This window comes from Paracoccus sp. J55 (assembly GCF_000513975.1).
In the GTDB taxonomy this organism is placed as follows: domain Bacteria; phylum Pseudomonadota; class Alphaproteobacteria; order Rhodobacterales; family Rhodobacteraceae; genus Paracoccus.
The window spans coordinates 1-26,970 of record NZ_AZVA01000041.1; the positions used below are offsets into that span (position 1 = coordinate 1).

Sequence of the window (26,970 nt, forward strand, 5' to 3'; positions counted from 1 at the left end):
CCGAAGCGCCATGCCGAACAGCACCTTCATCGAAAGGCATGTCTGGATGGCGGCATCGCTGTAGGTCTGCTGGCGGCCACGCCTACCTGTCGGCGCGGCATCCCAGCTCATCTCGGGATCGAACCAGATCGTCAGCGAGCCGCGGCGCTTGAGCGCTTCATTGTAGGCTGGCCAGTTCCTGGTCCTGTAGGTCGGGGGTGTAGGTCTGCTCATGTATCCCAGCTACCACGCTGGATTCATGAGATGAATCCCACACGGGATTTGTGCAACAGAGCCCACCCACGCCCATCAGTTGCGGACTCCTTCCGGCATCACAGCCGATGCTTTTCCTATGGAACAATTGCTTTTTCATATCATTGTGACCGATGCTCAGGCTAGGAAGCGATATCAAATTCGTCTCAACTTCATCAAAAACATAATGAACTTAGATGGTTGCCGCCTACATCCATAGGAATTTCGTCTTGATTCCGCCAACCTATAAGCTCGGCCGCTCAACGGAAGGGCCTTGTGAAAAGAAAAAAATAAGGTAGCCTTACATATTGTGCCATGGAGATGGCAAGCCAGTCGCGCGGCGGAGGAGGCGGCGCGGCCAGCAGGGGAGGAATTACACATGAACATGAAGCAGCTGCGTTATTTCCTCGCAGTCGCAGAGGAACTGAATTTCACCCGTGCCGCGGCCAAGGTGAATATCGCTCAGCCGCCGCTCAGTCAGCAGATCATGGCATTGGAGGCGGAACTCGGCACCCCCCTGTTCAGACGCGAGAAGCGGAAAGTCGAGCTCACCAGTGCCGGTCTGATCCTTGTCGAACATGCTCATCGTGTTCTCAACGCAGCATCGGCTGCTGTTGCTGCAGTTCGCGCCGCCGAGCGCGGGGCCAATGCCAAACTGTCCATCGGGGCGGTCTATTCCTCGATCTATGCATTCATGCCCGAGACGCTTCGGCTGTTCCGCACGATCGAGCCGCGCACCGAAGTGTCGATCCAAGAAATGACGATCGACCAGCAGATAAGCGCATTGAGGGAAGGCAAGATCGAAATCGGAATCCTGCGCGGCAACCTGTATGACCGCGAGATCGTGACCGAGCAGCTTTTCCGCGAAAGGCTGATACTGGCCGTGCATGAGAAAAGCGCTCTTCTCGCGGAATCCGGCCTGACCGTGGATCGGGTCAGCCAGTTACCGCTGATCGCCGTGTCGCGCACTCCGATCCGAGGATATGCCGACCGTATTCTCAATATTTTCGAACAGGAAGAACTGAAACCCCACATCATGACCGAGGTTTCCGACATGCATACCTCGATTTGCATGGTCGCTGCCGGACTCGGATCGGCGATCGTGCCCTCGACGATGCGTCTGCTGCAACCTCGCGGGGTCAGGTTCATTCCCATAGACAGTGCCGCGGCGCATATATCCTTCTCGCTCGCATGGCGGGCCGAGGAAATCACCTCGTCGATGGCCGCGTTCCTCGACTCGGCGCGTCAGAACGCCAAGGACATGATCAACGAATATAGCGATCTTTTCCTTCCGCTGCCCGATGCACGCCAGCGGGCGGCAAAGCTGCGCGCGGTCAGTTGATCGATTGCTTGGCGCCACTGGACCGATCCTCCATGGCATCGCCTTCCTCGGCTTCGGAAAGCTGACGGCGAACGCGATCCAGGACCTGCAGAGTGCATTGCCATTCCACCTCGCTTACCGTCGCCTTGCTCATGGCTTCGGAACGTCGCATGCAGACAAGGATCCTCGCGACGCAATCCTCACCCTTTTCGGTCAGCCTGATGATCTTGCTGCGCCGATCCTCGGGGGCAGCTGTCCGGGTGATGAAGCCCTGCCTTTCCAGGAAGCCAACGAAACCGGAGATAGTCATCGGCTCCAGACTGGTGCGGCGGGCGAGGGCAACTTGGGAAATCGGCGCGTCCCTGCCGGCAAAGACCAGGATTCGCGCAGCACCAGGTGTCAATTCAGGGGCAACCCTTGCAATATCCTTTGCGAAACCCGCGCGTTTGTAGCGCAAGATGTCTGCGATCGAGAAGACGAATTCGAGATCCTTGTCGAAATCACTCATATCCTATCACCTTCCCCCACCAAATGTGCCCAATGCAAACCTTCCTCCCGCATGTCATATATCAGGCACGCCCGCCAGAGACACCGATCTCGTCGCGATAGCCCCCTTCCGGCGCTCGATAGAGGAAGTTCATCTGGGGAAGAATGATCTTTGTATCACTGGTTTGCGGCCGGCCCGCTACTATCCGACCACGGATCATGACACCAGCAGGTGTCTCACGACCGAGGGAGGAAAGTTCAATGACATCAAACGTTTTTCGTGGGCTGGTCCTGGTGGCCGGCCTTTTGTCCACCTTAAGCGTCCAACCTGCACAAGCCGAGACGGTGCTCAGCTATTCGCCATGGAACCCTGCCACTTACGGCGCCAACGATGCGATTTTTCCATGGTTCGAGCGAGTGAGCGAAGTCACCGAAGGTCGCGTACGGATCGAGCCGCGTGCCGCCGCGGTCGGCACGCCACGAGACCAAGCCGACGCGGTCAGCACCGGGCTGGTGGACATGAGCCTCATCGTCGCCGGCTATACTCCGGGGCGCTATCCGATGCTGGACATGTTTTCGTTGCCGCTGCTGTCCGAGGATGCGGCAGCCCTTTCGGAGGCGGCGGCTGAGATCTACGAGCGCCATTTCGCGCATCATGACATGTTCGAAAACGCTGTTCCCCTGACTGTGTTCGTCGGCATTCCTGCGCAACTCGCCGCAATGCGGAAGCCCCTGCTATCGGCGGACGAGATTGCCGGGCGCAAGCTTTACATCTCGAACCGCCCCACATCGGCGCTTCTGTCCAGCCTGAAGGCCGCTCCGGTCTCTGCCACGGTCGCCGAGGTCTTTTCCATGGCGTCGGGCGGGATCATCGACGGGGCGGTTTTTGGATTCGAAAGCACGCGAACCTTCGGGCTGAGCGATTATCTGCGGCATTTCACCCTGATCGAAGGCGGTCTGGGACAGGCAAGCTGGGCGCTGCTGGTCAATCGCGACGCGTGGGAAAAGATCGACCCGGCTGACCGCGACGCGATCATGGAAATCTCCGGGACGGTGCTTGCGCGACAGATCGGCGAGGCGCTCATGCAAGGCGAGAACGAAGCCAGAGAAGGACTTGTCGCCGCAGGCGCCACCGCCGAGACCGCATCTGCGGAACTGATGGCCACGCTGCGCAAGGAAAACGAGCAGGTATATCAGGACTGGCGCGATGCCGCAGCAAAGGCAGGCATCGAGGATCCGGCAGCGATCCTGGACGAGCTTGTCGCCTTGCTGAAATGACTTGGCGATCAGGCGGGCGACCGCGCCCGCCTGACCTGCAACCTCAGCGTTTAGTAATCAGCTTTGCGGCCTTCGCACCGATGACCATAGCCGAAGCGGCGGTATTGGCCGAAGGGATATCGGGCATGATCGACGAATCCGCCACCCGAAGTCCGGCCAGTCCATGCACCTTCAGGTCATGGCCGACCACGGCGTTCCCATTGCTGCGCGGCCCCATGCGCAATGTTGAGCAGGGATGGAAGACCGTTGATCCGGTTTCGCGCGCAAAGGAAAGCCATTCATCATCCGTCTCGGCTCCGGCAGAGGGGCCGGTCTCGCGCAGGAAGAACGGCTTCATGGCCGCCGAGCGGAGGATGGCCCGGGTCTGGCGGCAGGCGGATATCAGGACATGGCGGTCGATTTCATCCGCAAGGTAATTCGGCTGGACCTCGGGCAGCACGGTGATGTCCGGCGACAACGCCCGGACATGGCCGGTGCTGGTCGGTCGATGCTGCCAGATCGCACAGGTCATGCCAATTTCCTGTTCCAGCTTGCCGCTGGCGCTGAAGCGGTTGGAGGCCGGAGTGAAAATCCCCTGAATATCCGTCTCATCGCCGTTCAGCCCGGATTTCATGAAGTAATGCAACAACGCGACCGGCATGCCGAGAATCGACGACCCTCCCACCATCCATTTCAGCGCCTCAAACCAGAGACGGGGCGGCGCAGCATATTGATTGATGGATGTGAAGTTCCTGCCCTCGGCGATCAGGCTGACCATGTAGTGATCCCGCAGACCCTGCCCCACCCCCGGCAGGTCGTGGACCGGGCAGATACCGGCCGAAGCCAGATCCTCGGCCCGGCCGATACCGGACACCTGCAAAAGATGCGGGGAACCGATCGCTCCGGCGCAGAGGATGACCTCGCCACGCGCCAGGATCCGTGCAGAACCATCCGGGCCGATCACCTCGACACCGGTGGCGCGCCCCTCGGACAGAAGAACGCGGCTTGCGCGCAAACCGGTTCGCAGCACCAGATTGGGACGCGACAAGGCAGGACGCAGGAAGGCCGTGGCGGCGCTGACCCGTTTTCCTTTCGCGATATTGGCCTGGGTGAATGCCACGCCGAACTGGTCGGGGCCATTGATGTCGGCATTCCGCGGGATGCCGTTTTCGACGCAGCCCTCGATGAAGGCATCCAGCACCGGGGATTTCCAAGCCACATCGGTAACCTTCAGCGGTCCGCTACGGCCACGCCATATCGGGTCGCCGCCTTCGCGCCCCTCCAACTCCATGAAGATCGGCAGCAGATCGGCATGGCTCCATCCGGGATTGCCAGCCCGAGCCCAATTGTCAAAGTCGTGCGGCTGGCCGCGATTATAGGCCATGCCGTTGACCGACGTGCCGCCTCCGACAACCCTGCCTTGCAGCAGGTTTATCGCCCGCCCGCCCGTCAGTTCGGTCGGCTTCGTCTGGTAGTTGGTTACATATTTCGGGTTGCCCACCGTCTTGACGAAACCCGCCGGCATGCGGATGTAAAGGCTGCGGTCAGCGGGACCGGCCTCCAGCACCAGGATGCGATGCGCGGGATTCTCGCTCAGACGCGCGGCCAGGACCGCCCCGGAGCCGCCTGCCCCTACAATGATATAGTCGAACTCCTCCGACATGGTTCTCTCCTCCGACCGGTTGCGGCTCCAACAGTCACTTCTTCTGGCTGATGACCCGGATCTGGGTATAGCCGGCCAGCCCGTCGGCGCCGTGTTCGGCTCCGATGCCGGAATCGCGCGCGCCCGCAAAGGGAATCGACGGATCGGTCACGCCATGCCGGTTGATCCAGACCGTGCCCGAGACAATGCCGCGTGCGACGTCCAGGGCTGCATCCGCATCGTCCGACCAGATCGAGTTCCCCAGACCCAGCGGATCGGCATTCAGCGCCGCGACGACCTCGCCGGGGTCGTCATAGGCGATCACGGGCAGGACCGGGCCGAACTGCTCGTCCCGGATCAGGGCGCTGGCCGGGGGCAGGTCGCGAACGATGGCCGGGGTGATGAAGTAACCGGGCGTATCGGTTGTCTCGCCTCCGGTCAGCACCTTGCCTTCGCGATGGGCCAACGCGATGTATTCCTTCACCTTGGCAAATTGCGCGGCGTTCTGCACCGGCCCCAGCGTTACACCCTCATCAAGGCCGTTGCCGACCTGCGCGGCCTCGGCCCGGGCTACCAGCGCTGCACAGATCTCGTCATATTGTGTGCGTGGCGCATAGACCCGCTTGACGGCGACACAGACCTGACCGTTGTTGCGGAAAGCGGACCAGAAGAGATCGTCCGCGATCGCCGCCACATCCGTGTCCGGCAGGATGAGCGCCGCATCGTTGCCGCCCAGTTCCAGCGTCACCCGCTTGAGACCCTCGGCCGCCATGGACATCACCCGCCGTCCGGTCCCGGTCGAGCCGGTAAAGCTGATCTTGCGCACCAGCGGATGGGCGGTCAGACAGGCGCCGAGATCGTTCCGGTCGGCAATGATGTTCAGCACGCCGGGCGGCAGAAGATCCGCCCAGATCCGACCCAGCTCCAGCGTGGCCAGCGGGGTCGTCGGCGCGGGCTTGATGACCGCGGTATTGCCGGTCATCAGCGCCATGCCGATCTTGATCCCGGCCATGAACAGGGGAAAATTCCACGGCACAATGCCGACCACAACGCCAAGCGGCAACCGATGCAGCTCGACGCGCTGGACCTCGTCATCGGACAGGATTTCCGCAGGATTTTCGAACATCGCATAGCGCGACATCAGCCAGGCCAGCCCCTGAACCTCGCCCCGCGCCTCGGCCAGCGGCTTGCCCTGCTCCTGCGTGAGAAGGCGTGCCAAGGGTTCGGCCTCCGCCTCGACGGCCTCGGCCATCCGGCCCATGACGGCGCGGCGATCATCCAGCGAAAGCGCCGCCCAGGCGGGAAAGGCGCGATGCGCCGCCCGCACCGCCGCATCCACCTGTGCCTCGTCCGCGACATGGGCCTGTCCGGCGATCTCGCCAGTGGCAGGGTTCATGACATCGGAAATCGCGGCCCCCGCGACCAATTCACCGTCGATCAACAATTGATAGGCCATGTCTTTTCTCTTTCCCGTTGGGTTCAGCTCGCCGAAAGCCCTCGCCAGGCCAGCGTGCCGCCATCGATGCGGATAACCGTGCCGGTGATGAAGGACGACGCATCCGAGGCAAGAAAGCAGGCCAGTTTCGCCACCTCATCCGGGCGGCCCAGCCGCTTGATGATATGGGGACCCGAAGTCGTTGCAATCGCCTGGGCGCGGTCATCCGCCGTTTCGATGCTGTGCATCAGCATCGGCGTCTCGATGGCACCAGGGGCATAGGCGTTGCAGCGGATGCCGTATTTGCCCAGATCCAGCGCGATCTGCTGGGTCAGCATCGCCACGGCCGCCTTCGAGGCGGTATAGGCGGGCAGCCAGGGATAGGCGCAATAGGAGGCAACCGAGGCCGCGTTGACGATGGCAGGCCCTCGCGACGACTGTTTCAACCAGGGCGTGGCGAATTTCGCCGCCCTCCAGATCGCCTTGAGGTTGACATCCATCACCTTGTCCCAGGCTTCTTCGGGCAGTTCCTCAAAGCTGACATGGCTTTTCATCAGCGCGTCATCGGTGATGCCGGCATTGTTGATTAGAACGTCGACACCACCCGCCATCTCGGCGGTGCGTTCGATGGCGGCGCGGATATCGGCGGCCTGCGCCAGATCGGTGCGGATGAAGATCGCCCTTGCGCCGGCGGCCTCGACCTCGTCCCGCGCCTTGGCGCCGGCGGCTTCGTCCAGATCCAGCAGCGCCACGAAGCCCGCATTCTGCCGGGCCGCCTCGACCGCGATCGCCCGCCCCATCCCCATGGCCGCGCCGGTCACGATAATTGTCTTGCCGTCAAGCGACATTCTTCATCCCCCCTTGTTTCACTTCTTCGGTCGGCCTGCCTTGAGGCCCGGATCAGGCCGGCTGCGAAAGCAGCGAGCGCAGGTCGAACCCCATGTCCTGCACGTCCTCGGGCCTTGGGGAAATGCCCATGGCCAGCAGCCTGCGGCCCAGCATGTGGTCGCCGCCGCGATTGAGCGATTCCACCGCCGTAAGCCGATCCTCGCGAAAGCGGAAAATCGAGAAGCTTTGCGTTTCCGGGTCGCCGCGCAGGATCGAGCGATCACCCCGGTCGGTCAGGCCGACGATCTGGATCAGCAGCCCAGCTTGTTCACTCCAGAAGGTCGGAATTTCGGCATAGGCCCTGCCCTCGCCGTTGCCGGTCAGATGCCGTGCAAGGAAATTGCCTTGGGCGACGGCATTCTGCACCGATTCAAGCCGCAGGCGGCGGCCTTCTTCCGGAAAGGCGCAGCAATCGCCGATGGCGGAAATGCACGGATCTGAGGTCGTCAGGAAACCATCGACCAAGATCCCGTTCCCAACTTCAAGCCCCGCCTTCTCGGCCAGGGCGGTCCGGGGGGTGACCCCGATGGCGCTGAGAACCGCATCGGCGTGCAGCACGGTTTCGTCATCCAGCTTGACCTCGAACCGCTTCCCGCCGATCTCGTCAATGGTCGCCACGCAACGGTTAAAGTGAAACCGCACCCCCCGTGCCTCATGATGCTGCCGGATCGCCCGAGACAGGATCGACGAGACGGAGCGGTCCAGAAGCCGGCCCATCCTCTCGATCACCTGAACGCGGCGGCCGTCGCCGGCCAGCGTGGCCGCGACCTCCAGGCCAATGAACCCTCCACCGATGATGACCACATCCCTGGCCTCCGATGTCGCGCGACGCAGCCTGCTGGCGTCATCGAGCCCGCGCAGCTGCAGGACGCGCTGGCTGGCGGTGGTGATCGGCGGCAATTGCCGGTTCTGCGCGCCCGTCGCCAGAACGAGATGATCGTAGCCCAGCCGCTCGCCGGTTTTCAGCAGAACCTCGCGGGCAGCCCGATCGATCGACAGCACCTCCACCCCGATATGCAGCTCGATGACGTTGCGCTCGTGGAAGCCCGGCTCCTCCAGATACACGTCCGTATCAGAAACGGCTCCCGCCATATGCCCCTTTGAAAGCGGCGGGCGCTGATAGGGTGGATGCACCTCCTCTCCGATCAGGGAGATGCGCCCGGGAAAACCGTGCTGCCGCAGTGCCGAGGCAAGCTGTTGACCGGCCTGTCCTGCCCCGACGATCACCACCGCTTCGGGGATTGTCATGGCGATGCCCTTTCTGAAAGGATTTGTGTCCGATACGGCGCATGTTCGTGGAACGAGAGGGATGGCGGGGCCACTGGCGCAACGGTCAGGGATTGTCCCAGACCACCGGCAGGCTCTTCAGGCCAAGCACGAAATGATCGCCCTTGGTCTGGATCTCCTCGGCGGGGACCGCCAGCCGCAGATTGGGCAATTCATCGAAGATCGTCGAGAACACCGTATACAGCTCTGCCCGCGCCAAGGGTTGGCCAAGGCACTGGTGGATACCATAGCTAAAGGCGACATGATGATCCGCCTTGCGGGTGATGTCGAATTCGTCCGGCCGTTCAAAGACTTCCGGGTCGCGGTTCGCCGCTGCGATCAGCGCGATCACCCCCTGCCCCTTCGGGATCAGCTCGCCGTTCACCTCGACATCCTCGGTGGCCGCGCGGAAGGCGTTGAAATGCACGATGGTATGGAAACGCAGCATCTCCTCGACGGCGGATTTGACCAGTTCGGGATCCTTGCGCATCAGCGCAAGCTGATCGGGATGCGTCAGCAGGCTATGAAGCCCCAAGGCCATCTGGTTCGCCGTGGTCTCATGCCCCGCCATCAGCAGCAGATCCGCCATGACCACCAGCTCGCGCTGGGTCAGGTGGCCTTCACGCAGCTGATCCACGATCAGGTGGCTGATGATGTCGTCGCGGCCGTCTGCCTTGTCCACGCGGTCGGCGACGAGTTTTTCCAGGTAATCGAGAATGGCCTTGGACGCGGCTTTCGGGATCTCGGGATCCACGTCCAGCAAGACGCGGGCAACGCTTTTCTCCTGAAAGAACTTATGGTCCCTGTGCGGCACGTCGAGCAGGTCGGCGATCACGGTCGAGGTGAAGGGCAGGAACAGATCCTCGTTCAGTTCCGCAGTGTTGCCACGGGCCTTCAAATCCCGCAGAAGCCCCAGGAACGTATTTTCGATATGGGGGCGCAAGGCGGCGATGCGCTTGACCATGAACTCTCGGGTCAGCATTCGACGGTGCCGGCCATGCTCGGGCGGATCGAACCGGATGAATGCCGGTTCTGCGTCCAATACCGCATCACGCGCCGGTGACAGGCTGGGAAAACCCTCGGTCGCCGGATTACCCGAAAAACGGTTATCCGCAAGCACGTTCTTCACGTCGTCATAGCGCGTGAAGACCTTGACGATGCTGCCATCCCACATACGGACCTCGCCGGCGCCAGGCATCTTGCGCATGTCGCCATATTCGCGTGCCGGGTGGAACGGGCACTGGCGCGGAATCGGGAAAACGGGGGCCTTGTCCAACTGGTCTGTCATGGCTGTCTCCTCCTCTGGAAGATATGCGCGGATCGCGCAAGGCAAGGGCGCGCGGTCAAAGACCGCCATTCACGTCTATGACGGCGCCGTTGACATAGCTGGCATCCGGGCCGACCAGATAGGCGATCGCCGCGGCGATCTCTTCGGGCTCGGCCGCGCGGCGGAGTCCGGTCGTGGCGATGAGCTTGTCGCGTACTTCGGCCGGCACCTTCTCGCCCATCGCGGTGTTGATCGCGCCCGGCGAGACGGCGTTGACGCGGATGCCATGCGGTCCCAGCGCCTTGCTCAGGCTTTTCGTCAGGTTGATCACCGCCGCCTTCGAGCCGCCATAATCGGTGACGCCGCTGCCGATGACCCCCACCACCGAGGCCACCGATACGATGGCGCCGCCTTGCGCCGCGTCGATCAGCCGCCGGCTGACCTCCTGCGTCAGGAAAAAGGCGCCACGGATATTGACCCCATAGGTCAGGTCATAATCCCGAGGCGTGATCTCGAAAAAGGTCTTCCCGTGCCACACGCCCGCGTTATTCACCAGGACGCGGATCAGGCCAAGGCTCTCGGAAATCTCGGCCGCCACGGCGTTGACCTGGTCCAGATCCGTGATGTCGCACTGGCGATAATCCACGCCCGCGACCGATTCCGGCGCAATATCAAGGCCGACGACGTGATAGCCCATCGCCGTCAGGCGCTTTGCGGTCTCTTGACCGACCCGGCCATTGGCACCGGTGACGACGGCAATCTCTTTGTTCATTGATGCTTCCTCCTGATGCGCGGGACATTGCGATGTCCGACACGCGCTTTCAGGAAGATTAACGAGGCAGGTTGATAAGATTCCAATACTAATTTCCAATCCGATCAGACAGCCAAACTATGGTTTCCCGCGCTAGAGTGCCTTCCTGTGGCGAGCATCAGGAAGATGAGGAATGAAAATGCGGACAGGAACGGCCAAGGCAGGAACCGCCCCCGAACCGGGCAGCGGTCGACCGATCCTCGACGGCGTGCGGATCATGGACATGACCAGCGTGATTTTCGGGCCATATTGCACCTCGATCCTGGCCTCGATGGGGGCCGAGGTTGTCAAGCTGGAGCCAGCCCATGGCGATGAACTGCGGCGGGTCGGGCGACCAAGGCGGAACCGGGGCATGGGGCCGGCGCATCTGACCCTGAACGCGGGCAAACGGGCTGTCGCGTGGAACATACGCACCGCCGAAGGCAAGGAACGGCTGCTGCGCCGGATCGCGGACAGCCAGGTGTTCATTCACAACCTGCGCCCGGAAGCCGCGCAGAGGGCGGGGCTGGACCATGCCAGCCTTTCGGCCGGGCGGGCCGACCTGATCCTGGTCACCTGCTCGGGCTATGACAGCCGCGGGCCGCTGTCGGGACGCCCGGCCTATGACGATGTGATTCAGGCGGCGTCGGGGGCTGCAAGCCTGCTGCCGCGCATCGACGGAAATCCGCAACCGCGCTATCTGCCCATGGCGATCGCCGACAAGGTGGCGGGCCTCTATGCCGCGAATGCGGTTCTGGCGGCGCTGGCCCATCGTGCCGCGACCGGCCAAGGCTGCGAGGTCGAGGTGCCGATGTTCGAAAGCTTCACCCATTTCCTGTTGCAGGATCATCTCTATGGTGCGGCCTTGGTGGATGGGCCGGAAGGCGCGGGGTATCCCCGGCAGCTCGATGCGGAGCGGCAGCCTATGGCCACGCTGGACGGCTATGTCACCATCGCCCCCTATACAGATGAACGCTGGGTCCGGTTCTTCGCCGTGGCAGGCGCGTCCGACTTTCTGGACCGGCATGAGCTCGGCGATGCACGCAGCCGCTTTGCCGGGCTGCATCTGATGCAGGCGGAAATGGCGCGGCTCCTGCGGAACCGGACCACCGCCGAATGGCTGGATCTCTGCGCCCGGCACGACATCCCGGCCTCTCATGTGGCCAGCCTCGACGAGATCCTGAACGACCCCCAACTGGCCGCAAGCGAATTCTTCCGCATCCGCCACCATCCAAGCGAGGGACCCTATCGCGAAATGAGATTGCCCATCCGGTTCACGGGACATCCGGAAGCCGAACGCATCCCCGCGCGCAGCATCGGCGAGGATGACGACCTCATTTCCTGATCTTCCGCCCATAAGACAGACGCAACCATCTCGGCCAGACCCGGAATGGTTGCAGTCGACATGAGGTCCAGAGCTACTTGGCCACGGCTGCCTGAAGCTCTGCCAGAATGTCGGCGGCGTTGGTCAGTCCGGCCTTCTCCGCCTGGGCGATCCAGGCGGGATAGATCGTTTCATGAACTTCCTTGGTCAGCGCATCCAAGGCCTCTGCGCCCATCTCCTTGATGACCATGCCCTTGCCGACCATTGCCTCCCGACTGCGGATCTCGCCGGCCTGAACCGCATCGCCCACTTTCTGCGCCAGGTTGCGTCCGCCGATCGCCATAATGGCGGCCTGATCTTCAGGGCTGATCTGATCCCATTTGTCCCGGTTCACGATCAGCGCCATGCCTGCCTGCCCCAACGCCCCGGGAATCGTCGTGGTGTTGGTAAAGTAATCGTCGAGCTTCCAGGTCAGGGTGGGCTCGTAAGGCATCACCATACCGTCAATGACGCCGTTGGACGCCATTGAATAGGTATCGGCGATCGAGGCCGTCACCGGGGCAGCGCCGAGCTTGGTCATCGCGGCGGTAACCGGACGGTTGGACATGTAGTATTTCTGGCCGCGAATGTCTCCCAGCGTTTTCAACTCGCGGTTGCGGGTCATGATCTGGGCAGGCGCAACCGAAAACGCGGAAATGACATGGACATCGCCATAACCATTCAGGTCGCGCAAGTATTTTTCGAAAACCTCGTTGATCGCTGGCGCAAGCTTGGAGGCATCGTCCGAAAGCATCGGCAATTCGCTGATCTCCATCAGCGGAAATCGATTGGGCGTGTAGCCCGGAACCACCAGCGAGACATCCACCAGCCCCTCGGCCACAACCTCGTGCTGATCGCGAGGGGTTCCGACGGCAGCGGCACGGTTCTCGACGCGTACGCGGCCTTCGGTCACCTCGGCTATCTCGTCGAGGAAAGGCAGGACAGCCTCGTTCACTACATAACCCGGCGGATGCCACATCGAATAGCTCAGCACCAGCTCAGCCTGCGCCGCGCCGCCGGTGCCCATCGCTATCACCACCGCAAGGGTGGCAAGCTTCAGATCAGGTCCCATTTGCACTCCTCCCTGAATGCAACCATCTGCAATTCACCCGTTCATTAAACGGCTTGCATTGCATATGATCCAATATGAAACTCCATGGCTTGGGCTTACCGAGGCCACCGCCATATTGCCCAAGCCAGGATGCCCATTCCTCCCATGACCACACTGATCACGACGAGAGCTTTCCAAGGATCGGAAAAGAACGGCGTGACGAAGCCGCCCGCAACCCCGCTGCCCATCTGCACGAACCCCATGACAGCTGCAGCCGCCCCCGCCCGCTGGGGAAAGGGTGCAAGCGCCGCAGCGGTGGTGCTTGGCAGGGTCAGTCCCATGGCAAAGCCACACAACCCGATCGGCACGACGACCGCCGCCAGCGTCGGCCCCGTCAGGATGTAGGACAGCGGATAGGACAGGGTAGCCACCAGCACCAACATCATTCCGCCGCCCAGCAGGCGCGAACCCGGCACCCGCCAAGCAAGCCGGCTCACCAGCAGCGAGCCACAAAGAAAGCACACGGTCTGCGCCATCATGGACAGCCCGAAACCATGCGGCGACAGACCGACCTGATCGATCATCACCAAAGGCAGGACAGTGCTTTGCGCATAAACCGTTCCGTTGGTTCCGCCCACGATCAGGGTACAAAGAACGAATTGCCTGTCGCGCAGCACAAGCGTGTAACCTGTAAGAATGGCCAGCATCGGTTGGTTCTCGTCGCGGTCCTCCAATGTCTCGGCCAGGAACAGCCAGATCACCGCCAGGGTGGAAACGCCCAGTCCCAGCATCAGGACGAACAAAAACCGCCAAGACACCGCTTCAATCATGAGCCCGCCAAGGAACGGCGCCACAGCGGGCCCTATTGCAAGCACCATGCCCACAAGCGCTTGCACCCGGACCTGCTCGCTTCCCGAAAAACAGTCCCGGACGATGGCCCGGGAAACGGCGATGCCCGCCGCCGACCCTATGCCCTGAATGAAGCGAGCCGCGATCAGCAGGTCAACGGACCGCGCGATCAGCGCCAGAAAGGAGCCCGCGACATAGAGCAGAAAGAACAGATACAATAGCGGCTTGCGGCCTGCACTGTCGGAAAGCGGCCCGCAAATAAGCTGCGAGACCGCAAGCCCCAGGAAGAATACCGATACCGTTAGCTGTGCGGCTCCCAGACCCGTTTCCAGATCCCTGGCCAGATCGACAAGAGCCGGCGTGAATAGCGATGACGACAGCGGACCCACGGCCGCCAGAAGCGCGCAGACAAGCGTCGTGCGTCGCTCGCTCATGCCGGATCGAGTCATGCGCCGACCGGTCCGCAAGCCCGGCATCCGATCCGGCTCGACATGCTGGTTGGCGTCGTGTTGAGCCGCGTGCCGGTCATAGCATCGTCTGACCGCCATTGATGTCGAACACCGCCCCGGTGACGAAGCCCGCCTCATCCGAGGCCAGATAGGCGATCATCGCCGCCACCTCCTCCGGTTCGGCGGCGCGGCCAACGGGGATGGCGCTGTAAAGCTCTGCCAGCCACTCGCTGCTTCCCGTCTCGGAAAGGGCGGTGCGGATGCGGCCTGGGGCAACGCAATTCACCGTAATGCCGTCGGCTGCGTAATCACCGGCAAGGATCCGGGAAAACCCAATGATGCCCGCTTTCGCGGCCGAGTAATGCGCGCCGGCCGTGGGCGTGAAGGTCCGTGCCGCGCGCGAAGAGATATTGATAATCCGCCCCCAGCCGTGACGCCGCATCAGCGGAATCGCCTCGCGGCACAGCAGAAACTGCGATGTCAGATTGATCCGCAGCACATGATCCCAGTCGGCAAGCGACAGTGTCAGACTGTCGGACCTGCGCCCGTCCTCATGCGGCGAGATGCCGGCATTGTTGACGAGGACGTCCAGCCGGCCATGGCGCTCCGCAATCCCGGCGATCAGTTCGAGGATCTGGCCTTCCTGCGCCAGATCGACCTCCGCCGCCTCGGCTTGCGCGAGGCTTACGGCCAGCTCATGCACGCTCTCGTCACGGTCCAGCAGGATAACCCGATGGCCCGCCTCAGCCAGCCGCCGCGCAGCGGCCTGCCCGATACCGCCCGCCGCCCCTGTGACAAGGGCGATGCGCTGTTCCGTCATCTTCCGTCTCCTATTCGGCGACCGGTGTGACCGGAACGGCCGAAGCAACGATCGAGGCATCCAGCGCCTCATAGGCTCCATAGGAGATCGTCTCGTAAAGCTCGGCGCGCGTCTGCATCTGCTCGAGGCTTGCCTGTGTGCCGCCGGTTTCGCGGATCGAGGCATAAAGCCGTTGCTGCGCCTTCGCCGCCACGCGCAGCGAGGATACCGGCCAGATGACGATCTTGTAGCCAAGCCGCTGAAACTCGGCGGCGGTGGTATAGGGCGTGCGCCCGAATTCGGTCATGTTCGCCAGCAGCGGCACGGGCACCGCACGGGCGAATTCGGCAAACATGTCCAGGTCGTTCAGAGCCTCGGGAAAGATAATGTCGGCGCCCGCCTCGATATAGCGGTGGGCACGGGCAATGGCGCCCTCGATCCCCTCGGTCGCCGCGGCATCGGTGCGCGCAACGATCTGCAGATGCCGGCGCGCCTTGCGCGCGGCCGCCACCTTCGCGGCCATGTCATTGGCGGAGGCCAGCCGCTTGTCGTTCAGATGCCCGCATTTCTTTGGCAGCAGCTGGTCCTCGATCTGGATCGCCGCCGCACCGGCGTCCTCGAAGGCGCGCACGGTCTGCATCACGTTCAAGGCCTCGCCGAAGCCGGTATCGCCATCGACCAGCACCGGCAGGTCAGAGGCTCGCACGATCTGCCGAATGAAGTGGCACACGTCTTCCACCGAGATGATGCCCAGGTCGGGCAGGCCCATCGAGGCGCTCATCGCGGCGCCAGACAGGTAAAGCGACTCGAACCCCGCGCTTTTGGCCAGCAGGGAGGCCATCCCATCATGCGCACCTGGCATTTGCAGGATTTCGTCGCGCGACAGCAGTGCTTTCAGGCGCAGCCCGGCGGGAACGGGGTCGGGTGTCTCGGCAACCAGATAAACCATGGCGATCTCCTTAGATGCGGGCCGGCCAGCCCTTGGCCGCGGCGGGAATGACGCTCTCGTTATGCTCGCCCAGGGCGGGAGGAGGCAGTCGGATCTCGGTCGGCGTGGCCGAGAAGTTCAGCGGATTGTTGATGACCCGGAACGGTCCCGTCGAAGGGCTGTCGATGGTGCGGATCAGATCCTGCTGCACCTTGGGGTCGCCGAACACTTCGGGCCAGGTCTTGACCGGGCCATAGATCGCCCCGGCCGCCAGCAGGATGGGATCCCATTCCGCCAGCGTCCTGGTCGCAAATATCTCGGCCAGCCGCCGGTTCACCAACTCGCGGTTCTGCAGCCGCGCACCCTTGCTTGCCGTGGCCGGATCGGTCTTCATCTCGGGCGCTCCAATGGCATCGCACAGGATCTGCCAGAACTTGTCGTTGATGGTGATGATCATCACCTCGCGCCCGTCCTTGGTCCGATAGGTATTGTTCGGCACGATGTCCCAATGCTCGTTGCCCAATCGGTCGGGCGTGTGGCCGGTTATGTCGAAATAGACGTCGCGCGGCACCAGACTGAAGATCGAGGCATCCATCATGGACAGGTCGATGCGCTGCCCCTCGCCGGTGCGATGGCGCGCTTCAAGCGCGGTCAGGATGCCGATGGCCGACATCAGCGCCGTCACCAGGTCCGAAAAGGGAAAGCCCGTACGCAACGGGCCGCTTTCCTGGCTGCCAGTGATCTGCATCAGTCCCGACATGGCCTGGATCACCATGTCCAGCGCCGGCCTGTTTCGGTCCTGTCCGCTCTGGCCGAACCCGGTAATCGAGCAATAGATCAATCGCGGGTTCAGCTTTTTCAGATCGTCATAGCCCAGCCCCAGCCGCTCGGTGAAGCCGGGGCGGAAGTTCTCGACGAATACGTCGGCCTCGGCGGCCAAGGCGCGGGCGGCTTCCAGGCCGGCAGGGGTTTTCAGATCCAGAACGATGCCGCGCTTGTTACGGTTCACGCCCAGAAAGAATGCTCCGGTTCCGTTCAGCGTCGTCTCGCCCGATTTACGGAACGGATCGCCGGCAGGTTGCTCGACCTTGATCACATCCGCGCCGGCATCGGCCAGCAGCATGGTGGCCATCGGCCCGGTCATCATTTGGGTGAAGTCCAGGACCTTCAGTCCCTTCAGTGCAGTCATGGCTTGTCTTGCCCCTGTCAAACGGCCTGATCGCCAAGGATCAGTCCTTCTTTTCGTAGAAATCTTTCTGGTCTCGGTTCATCCTGGTGACGCCGCTGTCGCGCTTGGCCTTCATGAAGTTGAACTCGTCGGGGTCGTAGCGGATGTTGGTCGCTAGGGTGTGCAGGATATGGCCATAGGTGAACTGGCCGGTGATCCCCAGGCTTTCCATCGCCAGCAATGTCGCGGCCTTGCCCATAACGATGCCGTCCCGCGGCAGGCGCACGATGCGCTCGGCCCATTCCTCACCGGCAGCGTCCAGTTCGACGACCGGCACGACGCGGTTGACCATGCCATATTCCAAGCAGCGCGCCGCATCCCAGGTATCGGCCATCAGCAGCAGTTCGCGCGCCCGGCGCGGCCCCAGATTCATCATCTCCCAGGCAGCGAAATAAGCCGCACCCGACAGGCCCAGCTTCTGCTCGGGATGGCCCAGCTTCAGCGTATCTCCGGCGATGACGACATCCGAGGCCTCGCAGAGGTAAAGCCCTGCACCCAGGCAATAGCCCTTGACCAGTGCCAGGGTGGGCTTTTGCGATTCATAGACATGCCGAAAGCGGTTGATATACATCTTGTCGTATTGCAGCCGCGCGCGCTGGCTGGGTCGGCGCGGCTTGCCGTTCTTGTCGAGCTGCGGCTCGCCATATTCCTTGCCCAGTTCGGACATGTCGTGCCCGGCACTGAAATCGTCGCCGGCACCCCGCAGCACCACCACGCGTACGTCGTCATCCGCCTCGGCGCGCGCATAGCCCTCGACCAGTTGATCGAGCATGGCGTTCGACATGGCATTCTTCTTTTCCGGCCGGTTGATGGTGATATAGGCGCGACCGTCCTTGGCCAGATAATCCACCGATCCTTGCGACATGATCCTTCCTCCGCTTTCCGTTCAGGCCAGCTTGACCGCGACGGCCTTGATCTGGGTGTAGAGATCAAGGACCTCGGCACCCCGCTCGCGTCCCCAGCCGGACTGCTTGTAGCCGCCATAGGGCAGGCTGGCGTCTGGCGAGGTATGGGTGTTGACGTTGACGATCCCCGACTGGATACGCTTTGCCAGCCGGTGCGCGACCGAGAGATCCCGCGTCCAGATGCTCGAGGACAGGCCATAGGGCGAGGCATTGGCGCGCGCGGCAATCGCGTCCAGATCCTCATCGCCAAAGCGCATCGCGCAAAGGACCGGTCCGAAGATTTCCTCGTCATGAACCGCCATGCCCGGTCCAGTGCCCGCCAGGACGGTCGGCTCGACGAAATGGCCCTTGGCACCCAACGCCCGGCCTCCCGTCAGCACTTCGGCGCCCTCGGCACGGCCCTTCTCGATATAGGCCATGACGCTTTCGCGTTGCGCACGGGAGATGACGGGACCGAGGTCATGATCCGGCAGCATCCCCGGCCCGACCTTCAGACCAGCAGCCTTGGCCGCGACAGCCTCGACCACCCGGTCGTAGATCTTTTCATGCACATAGAGCCGTGAACCGGCGGCACAGACCTGGCCGGCATGGAAAAAGATCGACCCGGCGATGCCGGCCACCGCCGCATCCAGATCCGCATCGGGAAAAACGATCACCGGCGACTTGCCTCCCAGTTCGAGGGAGACCTTCTTGAGGTTCGAGCTGACGCAGTTCCGGGCGATATGCTGGCCGACCTCGGTCGAGCCGGTGAAGGCCACCTTGTCGATGCCGGGATGGTTGGTGATCGCATCCCCGATGACCGATCCCTTGCCGGTCACCACATTGATAACCCCGGCCGGAATGCCCGCCTCCAGCGCCAGTTCCGCCAAGCGCAGCGCCGTCAGCGGCGTCGCTTCGGCCGGTTTCAGCACGATGGTGCAACCCGCCGCCAGCGCCGGGGCGATCTTCCAGGCGGCCATGTTCATCGGGAAGTTCCAGGGCAGAATCTGGCCCACGACTCCCACCGGCTGGCGCAGGGTATAGGCGTGCCATTCGCCGGGCATCGAGGGGTTATGGGTGTCGCCGGTGATCTTGGTCGCCCAGCCAGCCATATAGCGGAACATGTCTGCCACGCCGAAGATATCGACATTGCGGCAGAATTGCAGAGGCTTGCCCGAGTTCAGACATTCCAGTTCGGCCAGTTCGTCGCCATTCGTCTCGATCAGTTCCGCCATGCGGTTGAGCATCCGGCCACGCTGCGACGGGGTAACCCTGGCCCAGTCACCCTCAAAGGCACGGCGGGCGGCGGCCACCGCTAGATCCACATCCTCGGGGCTGGCTTCGGCCACGGTGGTGAAAGCCTCTTCCGAGGCGGGATCGAAGACGTCGCGCCGTCGCCCGGCAAGCGCGGCCACCGATCGGCCGTCGATCATCAGCCCATGGGCACGTGCCAGAAAGGCGGCGGTCGCCGGGTGCAGGCTGTAGTCCTTGAATGCGGCATTAAGCATGGTTCTATCTTTCAAAAGGGAAGCGGCGCCCATGGGCGGGAAACGGGCAAGCCATCATTTGCCCAGCAATTGGCGCGCGATGATGATCCGGTGGATTTCGTTGGTGCCTTCGAGGATTTGGTTCAGCTTGGCATCCCGCATGATCCGCTCGACCGGGTATTCGGTCGAATAGCCATAGGCCCCAAGCACCTGCACTGCCTCCAGCGCAACCTCCATCGCGACATCGGTGACATAGCACTTGCACATCGACGACAGCAGCGTCAGGCGCGACATGTTACCGCCGTCAATCTCCTGGGCGCTGGTGTAAAGCAGCGCCCGCGCTGCCTCGGTCTTCATCGCCATGTCGGCGATCTTGGCCTGGATCATCTGGAAATCCCCGATGCGGCGGCCGAACTGCCGGCGTTCGTTGGCATAGGTCAGTGAAGCCTCCAGCCCGGCCTGAGCCAAGCCCAGCGACGAAGCCGCGACCGAGGGGCGGTTCAGGTCCAGGATCTTCATGCAGGCCTTGAAGCCCATCCCTTCCTCGCCCAGCCGGCATTCCGCGGGGATGCGCATATCGTCAAAATGCAACTGGCAGGTGGGTGCGCCATGACGTCCCATCTTGTGCTCGGCCTTGCCGACATGGAAGCCGGGGGTCTTGCTGTCCACCAGAAAGACGCTGATACCGTCATGCCCCTTTTCGGCCGAGGTACGGGCGAAAAGCAGAATGTAATCCGCATCCGCCCCCCAGGTGATCCAGCTTTTCTGGCCGTTGACGACATAGCTCTCGCCATCCTTGCGGGCAAAGGTGCGGATCGCGGATACGTCCGAGCCTGTTTCGGGTTCCGTGATTGCCACGGCCGCGATCGCTCGGCCCGAAGCCGAGATCGGCAGGTAGTGGTTCTTCTGCTCCTCGGTGCCGAAATGCAGCACCGGTAGGATGAGGCCGATGGAGTTATTGGCGCAGAGCGTCGACGCGGCCAGCGAGCCGCGGCCGATCTCCTCCTTGGCGATGCAGACCGAGGTCAGATCGCCCCCCGGCCCGCCATATTCCTCGGGCACCCACAGTTGCAGAAGCCCGAGATCGCCGAAGATTTCAGCCAGTTCGCGCGGAAAGCGATCGGTCGCCTCCATTTCCGCGACGCGCGGGCGCACCTCGTCCTCGGTGACTCGCCGCGCCATGTCGCGGATCATTTCTTTCTCGGGACCAAAATCCAGCATCGCTTTCCTCCCGTCTGGCCTTGTGGCTCAGGCTTTCGTCTTTTGCAGTTCGGTGAACCCCAGCGCGTCGAACACCGGCTCGTCGGTGATCTGGATCAGTTGATCGAATTCCGTGCGCCCCTTGATCGAATAGGCATGCCAGTTGGGGATTACCACGATATCGCCCCGCGTCAGCGTCACCTCGCCCAGGTTTTCGATATCCATATCCACCTCGCCGCGCAGGACGGTATAGATCGAATTGGTGATCCGCCTGCCATGCTCCAGCACCTCGCCGGCCTTGAGGCCGATCGAGTGGATCCCCATGGTCTTGAGCTTGCCATCGGCAAGCGGCACCCGGCCCTTTTCCTGCGTGGCCGCGACGATATCGGCATCCTTGTTGCGCAGTGGCGAGTCGGGCTGGTTCGAACTGATCGGCTCGTTCTTGTGCGGATAGTCCTCGAAATACATGTTCTCGAGATTCTGGACCAGCGGCACGTCCAGGATGTCGATCCAGAAGGCCGGCTCGGAGGAGAAGTTCGAATGCCCGTGCCATGCCCAGGAAGGCGTCAGCACCACATCGCCTTCGCCCACGTCCACGCGCGTGCCATCCACGATAGTGTAGGTTTCTGGTCCCACATCCAGCACGATGCGCAGCGCATTCGGAGCATGGCGGTGGGAGCGCGCCGTTTCGCCCGGCAGCACCAGTTGATAGGCCGCGACAAGATGCCGGCAGGTCGGGTAGTTGTTGCCTTCGATGGGGGCAACCAGGATCAGGTTGCGCCGCTCGGCCTTCTCGGGCGAGACGAAATCGGCGGCCTTGTCCAACGCTTCGCGCGCATCCTTGTAGCGCCAGACGACGGGAACGAATTTCGGCTTCGGCTCGGACCACATGGCGGGCTCGCGCTTCGCCCAGCCGGGGACCATCGCCTTGGTGCCCAACGCGTCGTAGAAGCCTTCGGGTGCATCGACCTGCACGTTTTCCAATGGCATGGTGTCCTCCTCAGGAAAGGGTTGCGATCTTGAGCGCGTTCCAGACGGGATGCGCGCCGACTGCACCGGCCTCGACCCTCAGGTCCATTCGGCCGATATGGCTGATTTCGATGCTGAGCGTATCGCCGGGGCGCACCGGGCCGACACCCGCCGGCGTGCCCGTGGCGATGATATCCCCCGGTTCCAGCGTGCAGACGGCCGAGGACATCGCGATCATCTCGGGGATGTCCACGATCAGGTCGCGGGTGCTGGCCGATTGGCGCTGCTCTCCATTGACCCACAGCCGCATGGTGAGGTCATTCATGTCCGGCACGTCGTCGGGGGTGACGATCCAGGGGCCGATGGGGCAGAACGTGTCGTAGGATTTGCGCATCACGCGCTCTTCCCGGCCGCGGATGACCATATCCAGCAGGCAGGTAAAACCAAAGATCACACCGCGCGCCTTGTTGCGCGACAGCCCCCGTGCACGTTGACCGATGACGATCCCCAATTCGCATTCGTGATGAATCTCGCGACCCTCGACGGGGGGCAGCACCACCGGATCGGCAGGACCCGAAATCGAGGAATTTGCCTTGAGAAAGAATCCTTGTCCCTTGGCATTGGCCTGCGAGATGACGTTCTCGCGCATCTCGCTGATATGTTCGTGGTAATTGGCCGGAAAGGCGATGATCTTGTTCGGCCACCGCACGGGGGCCTCGAGGCGCAGCTGGGACAGGGGCAGAGTGACACCCTGGAGCCGTCGCGCCTCGACCTCTGGCAGCAGATCCCCGAAGCGCGCGATGAATTGCACCATGCCGACCGGCGGCCATTGCGAGGGATCCACCGCAGCCAGATCCGTGATGTCGATCACCCCGTCGCCGTCCACCAGGCCGATCCGGTTGCCGTTGAACGAAACGAACCTCATTCCGCGGCCTCGGCGTGCAAATCGGCGAAAGCGATCGCCCCGCGTGAGACATCGACGATGGCCCGGGCATCGGCCACCGCGTCGCCCCGCCAGCTGACATGGCCGTCGGGGCGCACCAGCACCAGCTTGGCATCATAGAGCGCCCGCGCTTCTGGGTTGTCGATATCCCGAAGCATCATCGGCATCCCAACCGCTCGCGCGGCATCCAGCAGCGGGTCGGGCTCGGCCGCAGGATCGAATCGGCACAGAACAAAGCCGCGCCCGAACAGGTCCAGCGTCGACATGCCCTCGTCCAGCCAGACATGCGGCGCGCGATGCCCGGGCCGGGCAGTCTGTTCATAGGTCGAGACCGTATCCTCGGGCTCGGCGGTGCCGTCGGGAAAGATGATGGGCGAGCCCTCGTAGCGATAGCCCAGGTGGATGCCGATGGTATGCCATTCCCGCTTCATCATCGCGGTATAGGCATCGCCGAATTCCTTCCGGGCCGCGTCGCCTTCGGGACCTTCCTCGAACACCTTCTGGTTAAGGTATTGCCGGGGCGTCAGCATCAGCTTGAGGTTGTTGGTGGCTTCGGTGACATTGCGGATCGCCACCGGGCGGCGCTCGATCTCATAGCTCGGGATCAGTTCCGGCCCGCCCCATCCTTCGAGCATGGCAGCCAGTTTCCAGCCCAGATCGACCGAGTCCTGAATCCCCATGTTCATGCCGAAACCGCCGGTGGGCGACGTCAGATGCGCGGCGTCCCCCGCGATCAGGACACGGGCCGTTCCATAGCTGTCGGCGACCAACTGACGGCGGATCCAGGGAAGGATCGACAGGACCTCATAGTCGAAATCGCTGCGCCCCATGGCGCGCTCGAACACCGCTCGGACGTCCGCCTCGGTCAGGGTCCGCATCTCGTCATCGCCGACGATCGAAAAGCGCCACTGGTCGCGCCCGTTGATCGCCACGATGGTCGCATAGGTGCCCTCGGGACCGATGAAGATGTAGCGATAGCCGGGTTTCTTATCGTGCAGCTTTTCCAGCCCGTCGCAGCGGATGATCGCATTGGTCGTATAGGTCAGCGCCGGCTGGCCGGACATTTCGATGCCCATCGCCTGACGCACCGCGGACGCCCCGCCATCCGATCCGACCAGATATTGCGCCTCGACCTCGAATTCCTCGCCGGCCTCGATATCGCGCAGCCGGACAATCACACCGTCGGCATGTTCTTCATGCCCGACATATTCGTGCCGATAGAGGATCTCGCTCTTGCCCGTCGATTTCGCGAATTGGGTCAGAACCGGATCGAAGAAATTCTGCGGGCAACGCTCGCGCTTTTGCGGGCTTTGCGCCGGCTTGGGCTCATCCTGGACAGAGGGGAATTCCTCGCGGCCGAACTCATAGCCGCCATGCAGCTGCGAAACCCAGGCGTAATCCTGCGAATAGGCGCGGTTGTAGCCGGCCTTTTCCACCCAATCGACGATCCCCCAGCGGCGGCAGAATTCCATGGTGCGGATGCCGACCATGTCCATTTTCGGCTGGAAAACCTGACCGTCTCCGCGCTCGATCAGCAGCGACGGAATGCCCCGCCAACCCAGATCGCCCGCAAGCGAAAGCCCGATGGGTCCAGCGCCGATAATGACCACCGGCGCCATCTTGCGAAAAGAAGAATACGGCTGTCCAGCCATGCCAAACACGCTCCTTGATAGTGTTCATGAAAGTCGAGGACCAAGAACAGGCCCGGCTAATTCTTGTTGGGACCACTATCGCGACCGTTTTCAGCCAAGGCCAATATTGTTTGGAAATGCTTCCATACGAAGTTCCTAGGTTGTGTTGACAAAAAGGATTCCCCTGCGCGTCTGGCTGTGATTCAAGATCATCTCTACGTGGGAGGTGACCTTGGCACGCAATCTGATGTCCGACGACGAATGGGCATTCTTTGAGGGCTTCATCCGAGCCGTCCGGCATCCGAACGGGCGCAAGCCTGCGGACCATCGACTTGTTCTGGATGGCATTTTCTGGGTCGCGCGGACCGGTGCGCCCTGGCGGGACCTGCCAGAGGAGTTTGGCAAGTGGTCATCTGTCTACCGGCAGTTCCGGCGCTGGACGCTCGCCGGGCTGTGGGAGGACATCCTGGATGCCTTGAACCACGCGAAGCTCGCGCCCGACAAGCTCCAGATGATCGACAGCACTGTGATCAGGGCCCACCACCATGCGGCCGGCGCAAAAGGGGGACTCCGAAAGAGGCTCTTGGCCGTTCAAGAGGTGGGTTCTCGACCAAGATCCATCTCCGCGTCAACGGCGCAGGCCTCCCGATGAGGACCGAGATCACGCCGGGGCAGGATTCCGACTACACCGGCTATGATATGGTGATGGCCGACAACCTGCCGCAACCAGCAGTTCTGGTCGCCGACAGGGGCTATGACTCTGATAAAATTAGAGAAGACATCGAGAGCCGTAACGCGCTGCCCATGATCCCCATGCGAAAGAACCGCAAGGTGCGCAAGGTCGTCGACATGACCATCTACACCTTGCGCAACATGGTCGAGCGTTGTTTCAACAAGCTCAAGAACAGTCGCCGCCTGGCAACACGCTACGACAAAACCGCAGACAGTTTCCTCGGCTTCATCGACATCGCCTGCATCAGGCTCTGGCTTCGCCATTTGTCAACATGACCTAGCTTTTGGCTGCAACGCGATTCACCTCTTGCCTTTTAAGGAGCGACGGGAGTCGACGTCTTGCGGATCGGACGAACCGATCCGCTATCGCGGGGTCCAATCCGCGGCTTCGATCCGCATAGAGGATCGCCGATCCGGCGGCTGGCGCTGCCTTCTCAGGCGATCTCGCGGAACGGCGCCCAATTGGGATCGGCACTCGGAACGGAGTGCAGCAAAACGGCTCTGATGCTGTAACCGCCCCCCGACGGCATCGACGTGCCAAGGTGGGATCGCAACAATCCGTATTGGGAGGCGGTCATGTCGGAGATTATCACGGTCGGACTGGATCTGGCGAAGAATGTGTTCCAGGTCCACGGTGCTGACAGCAAAGGCAGTGCTGTCTTACGCAAGAAGCTCAGACGGGCTCAGGTGTTTGAGTTCTTCGCCAAGTTGCCGCCCTGCCTGGTGGCGATGGAGGCCTGCGGTGGCGCGCATTTCTGGGGTCGGGAGCTGGCCAAGCTCGGCCACGACATCAAGCTCATCCCGCCCGCCTATGTGAAGCCCTTCATCAAGCGGCAAAAAAATGATGCGGCGGATGCCGAGGCGATCTGCGAGGCGGCGCAAAGACCGAACATGCGCTTTGTTCCCGTGAAGAGCGAGGAAACGCAAGGAGCGGCCAGCGTCTTCCGCGTCCGGGAGTTGCTCATCCGGCAGCGTACCCAGGCCATCAACGCGCTCCGCGGACATCTCACCGAGTATGGCTGGGTGGTGCCACAGGGTGCGACGAATGCCCGGCGCCTGGTTGCCCTCGTCGCGGATGAAGAATCGGGCCTGCCCGCCACGGCGCGGGCATCCCTGACGGTCCTGACTGAAACGCTTGTCCAGCTCGACGGTCAGATCGAGACCTTGGATGCCGAGATCGACCGGCGCGCCAAGACCGATGAAGTCGCCCGGCGCCTAATGACGATCCCGGGCATCGGCCCGTTGATCGCCACGGCCATCGCCACACTGGCTCCGCCGCTGGAAGCGTTCCGGAAGGGCCGAGACTTCGCGGCATGGCTTGGGCTCACGCCCAGGCAGCATTCGACGGGCGGAAAGCAACGGCTGGGAGCCACGACGAAGATGGGTGAGCGTTCCCTACGCCGGTTGCTGATCATCGGCGCCAACAGTGTCATCATCAAGCGCCATAGTCATGCGTCAGCGCGCGCCGGCACCTGGCTGGCAAGGATGCTGGAGCGCAAGCCGCCGATGCTGGTGCGCGTGGCCTTGGCCAACAAGATGGCGCGGATCGTCTGGGCGTTGATGAAGAGCGGAGAGGTCTACCGGGCTCCGGCCATGGCGGCGTAAAGTCCGTCAGCGGTCGCGAGGTCGTCGGAGCGGAGGAGGGCTGAGAGCAACTTGGCGCAACGGTCGCAAGACAAGGTCGGAAAACCAGAGCGCAACAGAGTGCCATCGAGCACGCGGCTTTGATTTGGTTCCGACCCGCGAACACCATGCGGGCCCGCGGCATGACTATGGCCGCATCACGAGGCCGGATACATGTCAGCACCCGACACCGCGCCAAATTGCTCCAAAACCCTCTTGCGCAAGGGGCGGTTATACATGTTGCACAAATC

The 26,970-nt window shown here is 62.5% G+C and carries 24 protein-coding genes; 5 read left to right on the top strand and 19 right to left on the bottom strand.

The window, feature by feature from the left end; translation table 11 throughout:
* A partial coding sequence (locus PARJ55_RS0118940; protein WP_028714436.1) for a transposase occupies window positions 1–213 on the bottom strand: 213 nt, incomplete at its 3' end.
* Window positions 214–610: 397 nt separating this feature from the next.
* Here PARJ55_RS0118940 and PARJ55_RS22600 point away from each other — a divergent pair.
* Entirely contained in the window at window positions 611–1,573 is a 963-nt protein-coding gene (locus PARJ55_RS22600) for a LysR family transcriptional regulator (protein ID WP_051416362.1), read from the top strand.
* Here the strand turns inward: PARJ55_RS22600 and PARJ55_RS23110 are convergent.
* Window positions 1,566–2,060 carry a MarR family winged helix-turn-helix transcriptional regulator gene (locus PARJ55_RS23110; protein WP_051416363.1) on the bottom strand — a complete coding sequence of 165 codons (495 nt, stop codon included), beginning with the start codon at window positions 2,058–2,060 and terminating at the stop codon, window positions 1,566–1,568. The two genes, PARJ55_RS22600 and PARJ55_RS23110, sit on opposite strands and share 8 nt — an antisense overlap.
* A 239-nt stretch (window positions 2,061–2,299) precedes the next feature.
* Here PARJ55_RS23110 and PARJ55_RS0118955 point away from each other — a divergent pair, with 239 nt between their 5' ends.
* Entirely contained in the window at window positions 2,300–3,316 is a 1,017-nt protein-coding gene (locus PARJ55_RS0118955; RefSeq protein ID WP_198019387.1) for a hypothetical protein, read from the top strand.
* A 43-nt stretch (window positions 3,317–3,359) separates the two neighbouring features.
* Here PARJ55_RS0118955 and PARJ55_RS0118960 read toward each other — a convergent pair whose 3' ends face one another.
* The 6 genes from PARJ55_RS0118960 to PARJ55_RS0118985 all read right to left on the bottom strand — a co-directional run bounded on the left by PARJ55_RS0118960 (window position 3,360) and on the right by PARJ55_RS0118985 (window position 10,565).
* Entirely contained in the window at window positions 3,360–4,958 is a 1,599-nt protein-coding gene (locus tag PARJ55_RS0118960) for a GMC family oxidoreductase (RefSeq protein ID WP_028714438.1), read from the bottom strand.
* 34 nt (window positions 4,959–4,992) lie between these two features.
* Window positions 4,993–6,393, bottom strand: a complete 1,401-nt coding sequence (locus PARJ55_RS0118965; protein WP_028714439.1) for an aldehyde dehydrogenase family protein — start codon at window positions 6,391–6,393, stop codon at window positions 4,993–4,995.
* Window positions 6,394–6,416: 23 nt separating this feature from the next.
* Window positions 6,417–7,220, bottom strand: a complete 804-nt coding sequence (locus PARJ55_RS0118970; protein WP_028714440.1) for an SDR family NAD(P)-dependent oxidoreductase — start codon at window positions 7,218–7,220, stop codon at window positions 6,417–6,419.
* A 52-nt stretch (window positions 7,221–7,272) separates the two neighbouring features.
* Entirely contained in the window at window positions 7,273–8,508 is a 1,236-nt protein-coding gene (locus PARJ55_RS0118975) for an NAD(P)/FAD-dependent oxidoreductase (RefSeq protein ID WP_028714441.1), read from the bottom strand.
* An 85-nt stretch (window positions 8,509–8,593) separates the two neighbouring features.
* On the bottom strand, window positions 8,594–9,814 hold the full coding sequence (locus PARJ55_RS0118980; RefSeq protein WP_036714544.1) for a cytochrome P450: 1,221 nt from the start codon (window positions 9,812–9,814) through the stop codon (window positions 8,594–8,596).
* Between the two features lie 55 nt (window positions 9,815–9,869).
* Window positions 9,870–10,565 carry an SDR family NAD(P)-dependent oxidoreductase gene (locus PARJ55_RS0118985; RefSeq protein WP_028714443.1) on the bottom strand — a complete coding sequence of 232 codons (696 nt, stop codon included), beginning with the start codon at window positions 10,563–10,565 and terminating at the stop codon, window positions 9,870–9,872.
* A 178-nt stretch (window positions 10,566–10,743) separates the two neighbouring features.
* Here PARJ55_RS0118985 and PARJ55_RS22610 point away from each other — a divergent pair, with 178 nt between their 5' ends.
* A complete protein-coding gene (locus PARJ55_RS22610) occupies window positions 10,744–11,928 on the top strand; it encodes a CaiB/BaiF CoA-transferase family protein (protein ID WP_051416364.1) in 1,185 nt (394 codons plus the stop codon).
* Between the two features lie 73 nt (window positions 11,929–12,001).
* On the opposite strand, the gene dctP is transcribed toward PARJ55_RS22610, so the two are convergent.
* From dctP to PARJ55_RS0119045, 11 genes are all read right to left on the bottom strand, one after another.
* Window positions 12,002–13,018 carry a TRAP transporter substrate-binding protein DctP gene (gene dctP, locus PARJ55_RS0118995; protein ID WP_028714444.1) on the bottom strand — a complete coding sequence of 339 codons (1,017 nt, stop codon included), beginning with the start codon at window positions 13,016–13,018 and terminating at the stop codon, window positions 12,002–12,004.
* 95 nt (window positions 13,019–13,113) lie between these two features.
* Window positions 13,114–14,280, bottom strand: coding sequence for a multidrug effflux MFS transporter (locus PARJ55_RS22615; RefSeq protein ID WP_198019389.1), 1,167 nt, complete (start codon window positions 14,278–14,280; stop codon window positions 13,114–13,116).
* Between the two features lie 91 nt (window positions 14,281–14,371).
* A complete protein-coding gene (locus PARJ55_RS0119005) occupies window positions 14,372–15,115 on the bottom strand; it encodes an SDR family NAD(P)-dependent oxidoreductase (protein WP_028714445.1) in 744 nt (247 codons plus the stop codon).
* Window positions 15,116–15,125: 10 nt separating this feature from the next.
* Window positions 15,126–16,043 carry a methylisocitrate lyase gene (prpB, locus tag PARJ55_RS0119010; RefSeq protein WP_028714446.1) on the bottom strand — a complete coding sequence of 306 codons (918 nt, stop codon included), beginning with the start codon at window positions 16,041–16,043 and terminating at the stop codon, window positions 15,126–15,128.
* Window positions 16,044–16,053: 10 nt separating this feature from the next.
* A complete protein-coding gene (locus PARJ55_RS0119015; RefSeq protein WP_028714447.1) occupies window positions 16,054–17,211 on the bottom strand; it encodes a CaiB/BaiF CoA-transferase family protein in 1,158 nt (385 codons plus the stop codon).
* 40 nt (window positions 17,212–17,251) lie between these two features.
* Complete coding sequence (locus tag PARJ55_RS0119020; RefSeq protein ID WP_028714448.1) at window positions 17,252–18,115, bottom strand: enoyl-CoA hydratase-related protein; 864 nt, start codon at window positions 18,113–18,115, stop codon at window positions 17,252–17,254.
* 21 nt (window positions 18,116–18,136) lie between these two features.
* On the bottom strand, window positions 18,137–19,642 hold the full coding sequence (locus PARJ55_RS0119025; protein ID WP_028714449.1) for an aldehyde dehydrogenase: 1,506 nt from the start codon (window positions 19,640–19,642) through the stop codon (window positions 18,137–18,139).
* Window positions 19,643–19,696: 54 nt separating this feature from the next.
* Window positions 19,697–20,842: an acyl-CoA dehydrogenase family protein gene (locus PARJ55_RS0119030; protein ID WP_198019390.1), complete on the bottom strand. Its 1,146-nt coding sequence runs from the start codon at window positions 20,840–20,842 to the stop codon at window positions 19,697–19,699.
* A 27-nt stretch (window positions 20,843–20,869) separates the two neighbouring features.
* Window positions 20,870–21,811 carry a cupin domain-containing protein gene (locus tag PARJ55_RS0119035; RefSeq protein WP_028714451.1) on the bottom strand — a complete coding sequence of 314 codons (942 nt, stop codon included), beginning with the start codon at window positions 21,809–21,811 and terminating at the stop codon, window positions 20,870–20,872.
* Window positions 21,812–21,821: 10 nt separating this feature from the next.
* The gene (locus tag PARJ55_RS0119040) at window positions 21,822–22,676 is read right to left on the bottom strand and encodes a fumarylacetoacetate hydrolase family protein (RefSeq protein ID WP_232215751.1); all 855 of its coding nucleotides are present in this window, start codon (window positions 22,674–22,676) and stop codon (window positions 21,822–21,824) included.
* A 35-nt stretch (window positions 22,677–22,711) separates the two neighbouring features.
* Window positions 22,712–24,385 (bottom strand): FAD-dependent oxidoreductase, encoded by a 1,674-nt coding sequence (locus PARJ55_RS0119045; RefSeq protein ID WP_232215752.1) that lies wholly within the window; start codon window positions 24,383–24,385, stop codon window positions 22,712–22,714.
* A 205-nt stretch (window positions 24,386–24,590) separates the two neighbouring features.
* On the opposite strand from PARJ55_RS0119045, the gene PARJ55_RS23570 reads away from it, so the two are divergent.
* A protein-coding gene (locus tag PARJ55_RS23570) for an IS5 family transposase (RefSeq protein ID WP_156929535.1) occupies window positions 24,591–25,372 on the top strand; the annotation gives its coding sequence in 2 pieces (ribosomal slippage) (window positions 24,591–24,921 and window positions 24,921–25,372; 783 coding nt in all).
* Between the two features lie 300 nt (window positions 25,373–25,672).
* On the top strand, window positions 25,673–26,701 hold the full coding sequence (locus tag PARJ55_RS0119060) for an IS110 family transposase (RefSeq protein ID WP_028710856.1): 1,029 nt from the start codon (window positions 25,673–25,675) through the stop codon (window positions 26,699–26,701).
* Window positions 26,702–26,970: the final 269 nt, after the last annotated feature.

Coding starts and splice junctions, on each gene's coding strand:
- PARJ55_RS22600 (WP_051416362.1), top strand. CDS start 611: ATGAACATGAAGCAGCTGCGTTATTTCCTCGCAGTCGCAGAGGAACTG.
- PARJ55_RS23110 (WP_051416363.1), bottom strand. CDS start 2,060: ATGAGTGATTTCGACAAGGATCTCGAATTCGTCTTCTCGATCGCAGAC.
- PARJ55_RS0118955 (WP_198019387.1), top strand. CDS start 2,300: ATGACATCAAACGTTTTTCGTGGGCTGGTCCTGGTGGCCGGCCTTTTG.
- PARJ55_RS0118960 (WP_028714438.1), bottom strand. CDS start 4,958: ATGTCGGAGGAGTTCGACTATATCATTGTAGGGGCAGGCGGCTCCGGG.
- PARJ55_RS0118965 (WP_028714439.1), bottom strand. CDS start 6,393: ATGGCCTATCAATTGTTGATCGACGGTGAATTGGTCGCGGGGGCCGCG.
- PARJ55_RS0118970 (WP_028714440.1), bottom strand. CDS start 7,220: ATGTCGCTTGACGGCAAGACAATTATCGTGACCGGCGCGGCCATGGGG.
- PARJ55_RS0118975 (WP_028714441.1), bottom strand. CDS start 8,508: ATGACAATCCCCGAAGCGGTGGTGATCGTCGGGGCAGGACAGGCCGGT.
- PARJ55_RS0118980 (WP_036714544.1), bottom strand. CDS start 9,814: ATGACAGACCAGTTGGACAAGGCCCCCGTTTTCCCGATTCCGCGCCAG.
- PARJ55_RS0118985 (WP_028714443.1), bottom strand. CDS start 10,565: ATGAACAAAGAGATTGCCGTCGTCACCGGTGCCAATGGCCGGGTCGGT.
- PARJ55_RS22610 (WP_051416364.1), top strand. CDS start 10,744: ATGCGGACAGGAACGGCCAAGGCAGGAACCGCCCCCGAACCGGGCAGC.
- dctP (WP_028714444.1), bottom strand. CDS start 13,018: ATGGGACCTGATCTGAAGCTTGCCACCCTTGCGGTGGTGATAGCGATG.
- PARJ55_RS22615 (WP_198019389.1), bottom strand. CDS start 14,280: ATGAGCGAGCGACGCACGACGCTTGTCTGCGCGCTTCTGGCGGCCGTG.
- PARJ55_RS0119005 (WP_028714445.1), bottom strand. CDS start 15,115: ATGACGGAACAGCGCATCGCCCTTGTCACAGGGGCGGCGGGCGGTATC.
- prpB (WP_028714446.1), bottom strand. CDS start 16,043: ATGGTTTATCTGGTTGCCGAGACACCCGACCCCGTTCCCGCCGGGCTG.
- PARJ55_RS0119015 (WP_028714447.1), bottom strand. CDS start 17,211: ATGACTGCACTGAAGGGACTGAAGGTCCTGGACTTCACCCAAATGATG.
- PARJ55_RS0119020 (WP_028714448.1), bottom strand. CDS start 18,115: ATGTCGCAAGGATCGGTGGATTATCTGGCCAAGGACGGTCGCGCCTAT.
- PARJ55_RS0119025 (WP_028714449.1), bottom strand. CDS start 19,642: ATGCTTAATGCCGCATTCAAGGACTACAGCCTGCACCCGGCGACCGCC.
- PARJ55_RS0119030 (WP_198019390.1), bottom strand. CDS start 20,842: ATGCTGGATTTTGGTCCCGAGAAAGAAATGATCCGCGACATGGCGCGG.
- PARJ55_RS0119035 (WP_028714451.1), bottom strand. CDS start 21,811: ATGCCATTGGAAAACGTGCAGGTCGATGCACCCGAAGGCTTCTACGAC.
- PARJ55_RS0119045 (WP_232215752.1), bottom strand. CDS start 24,385: ATGGCTGGACAGCCGTATTCTTCTTTTCGCAAGATGGCGCCGGTGGTC.
- PARJ55_RS0119060 (WP_028710856.1), top strand. CDS start 25,673: ATGTCGGAGATTATCACGGTCGGACTGGATCTGGCGAAGAATGTGTTC.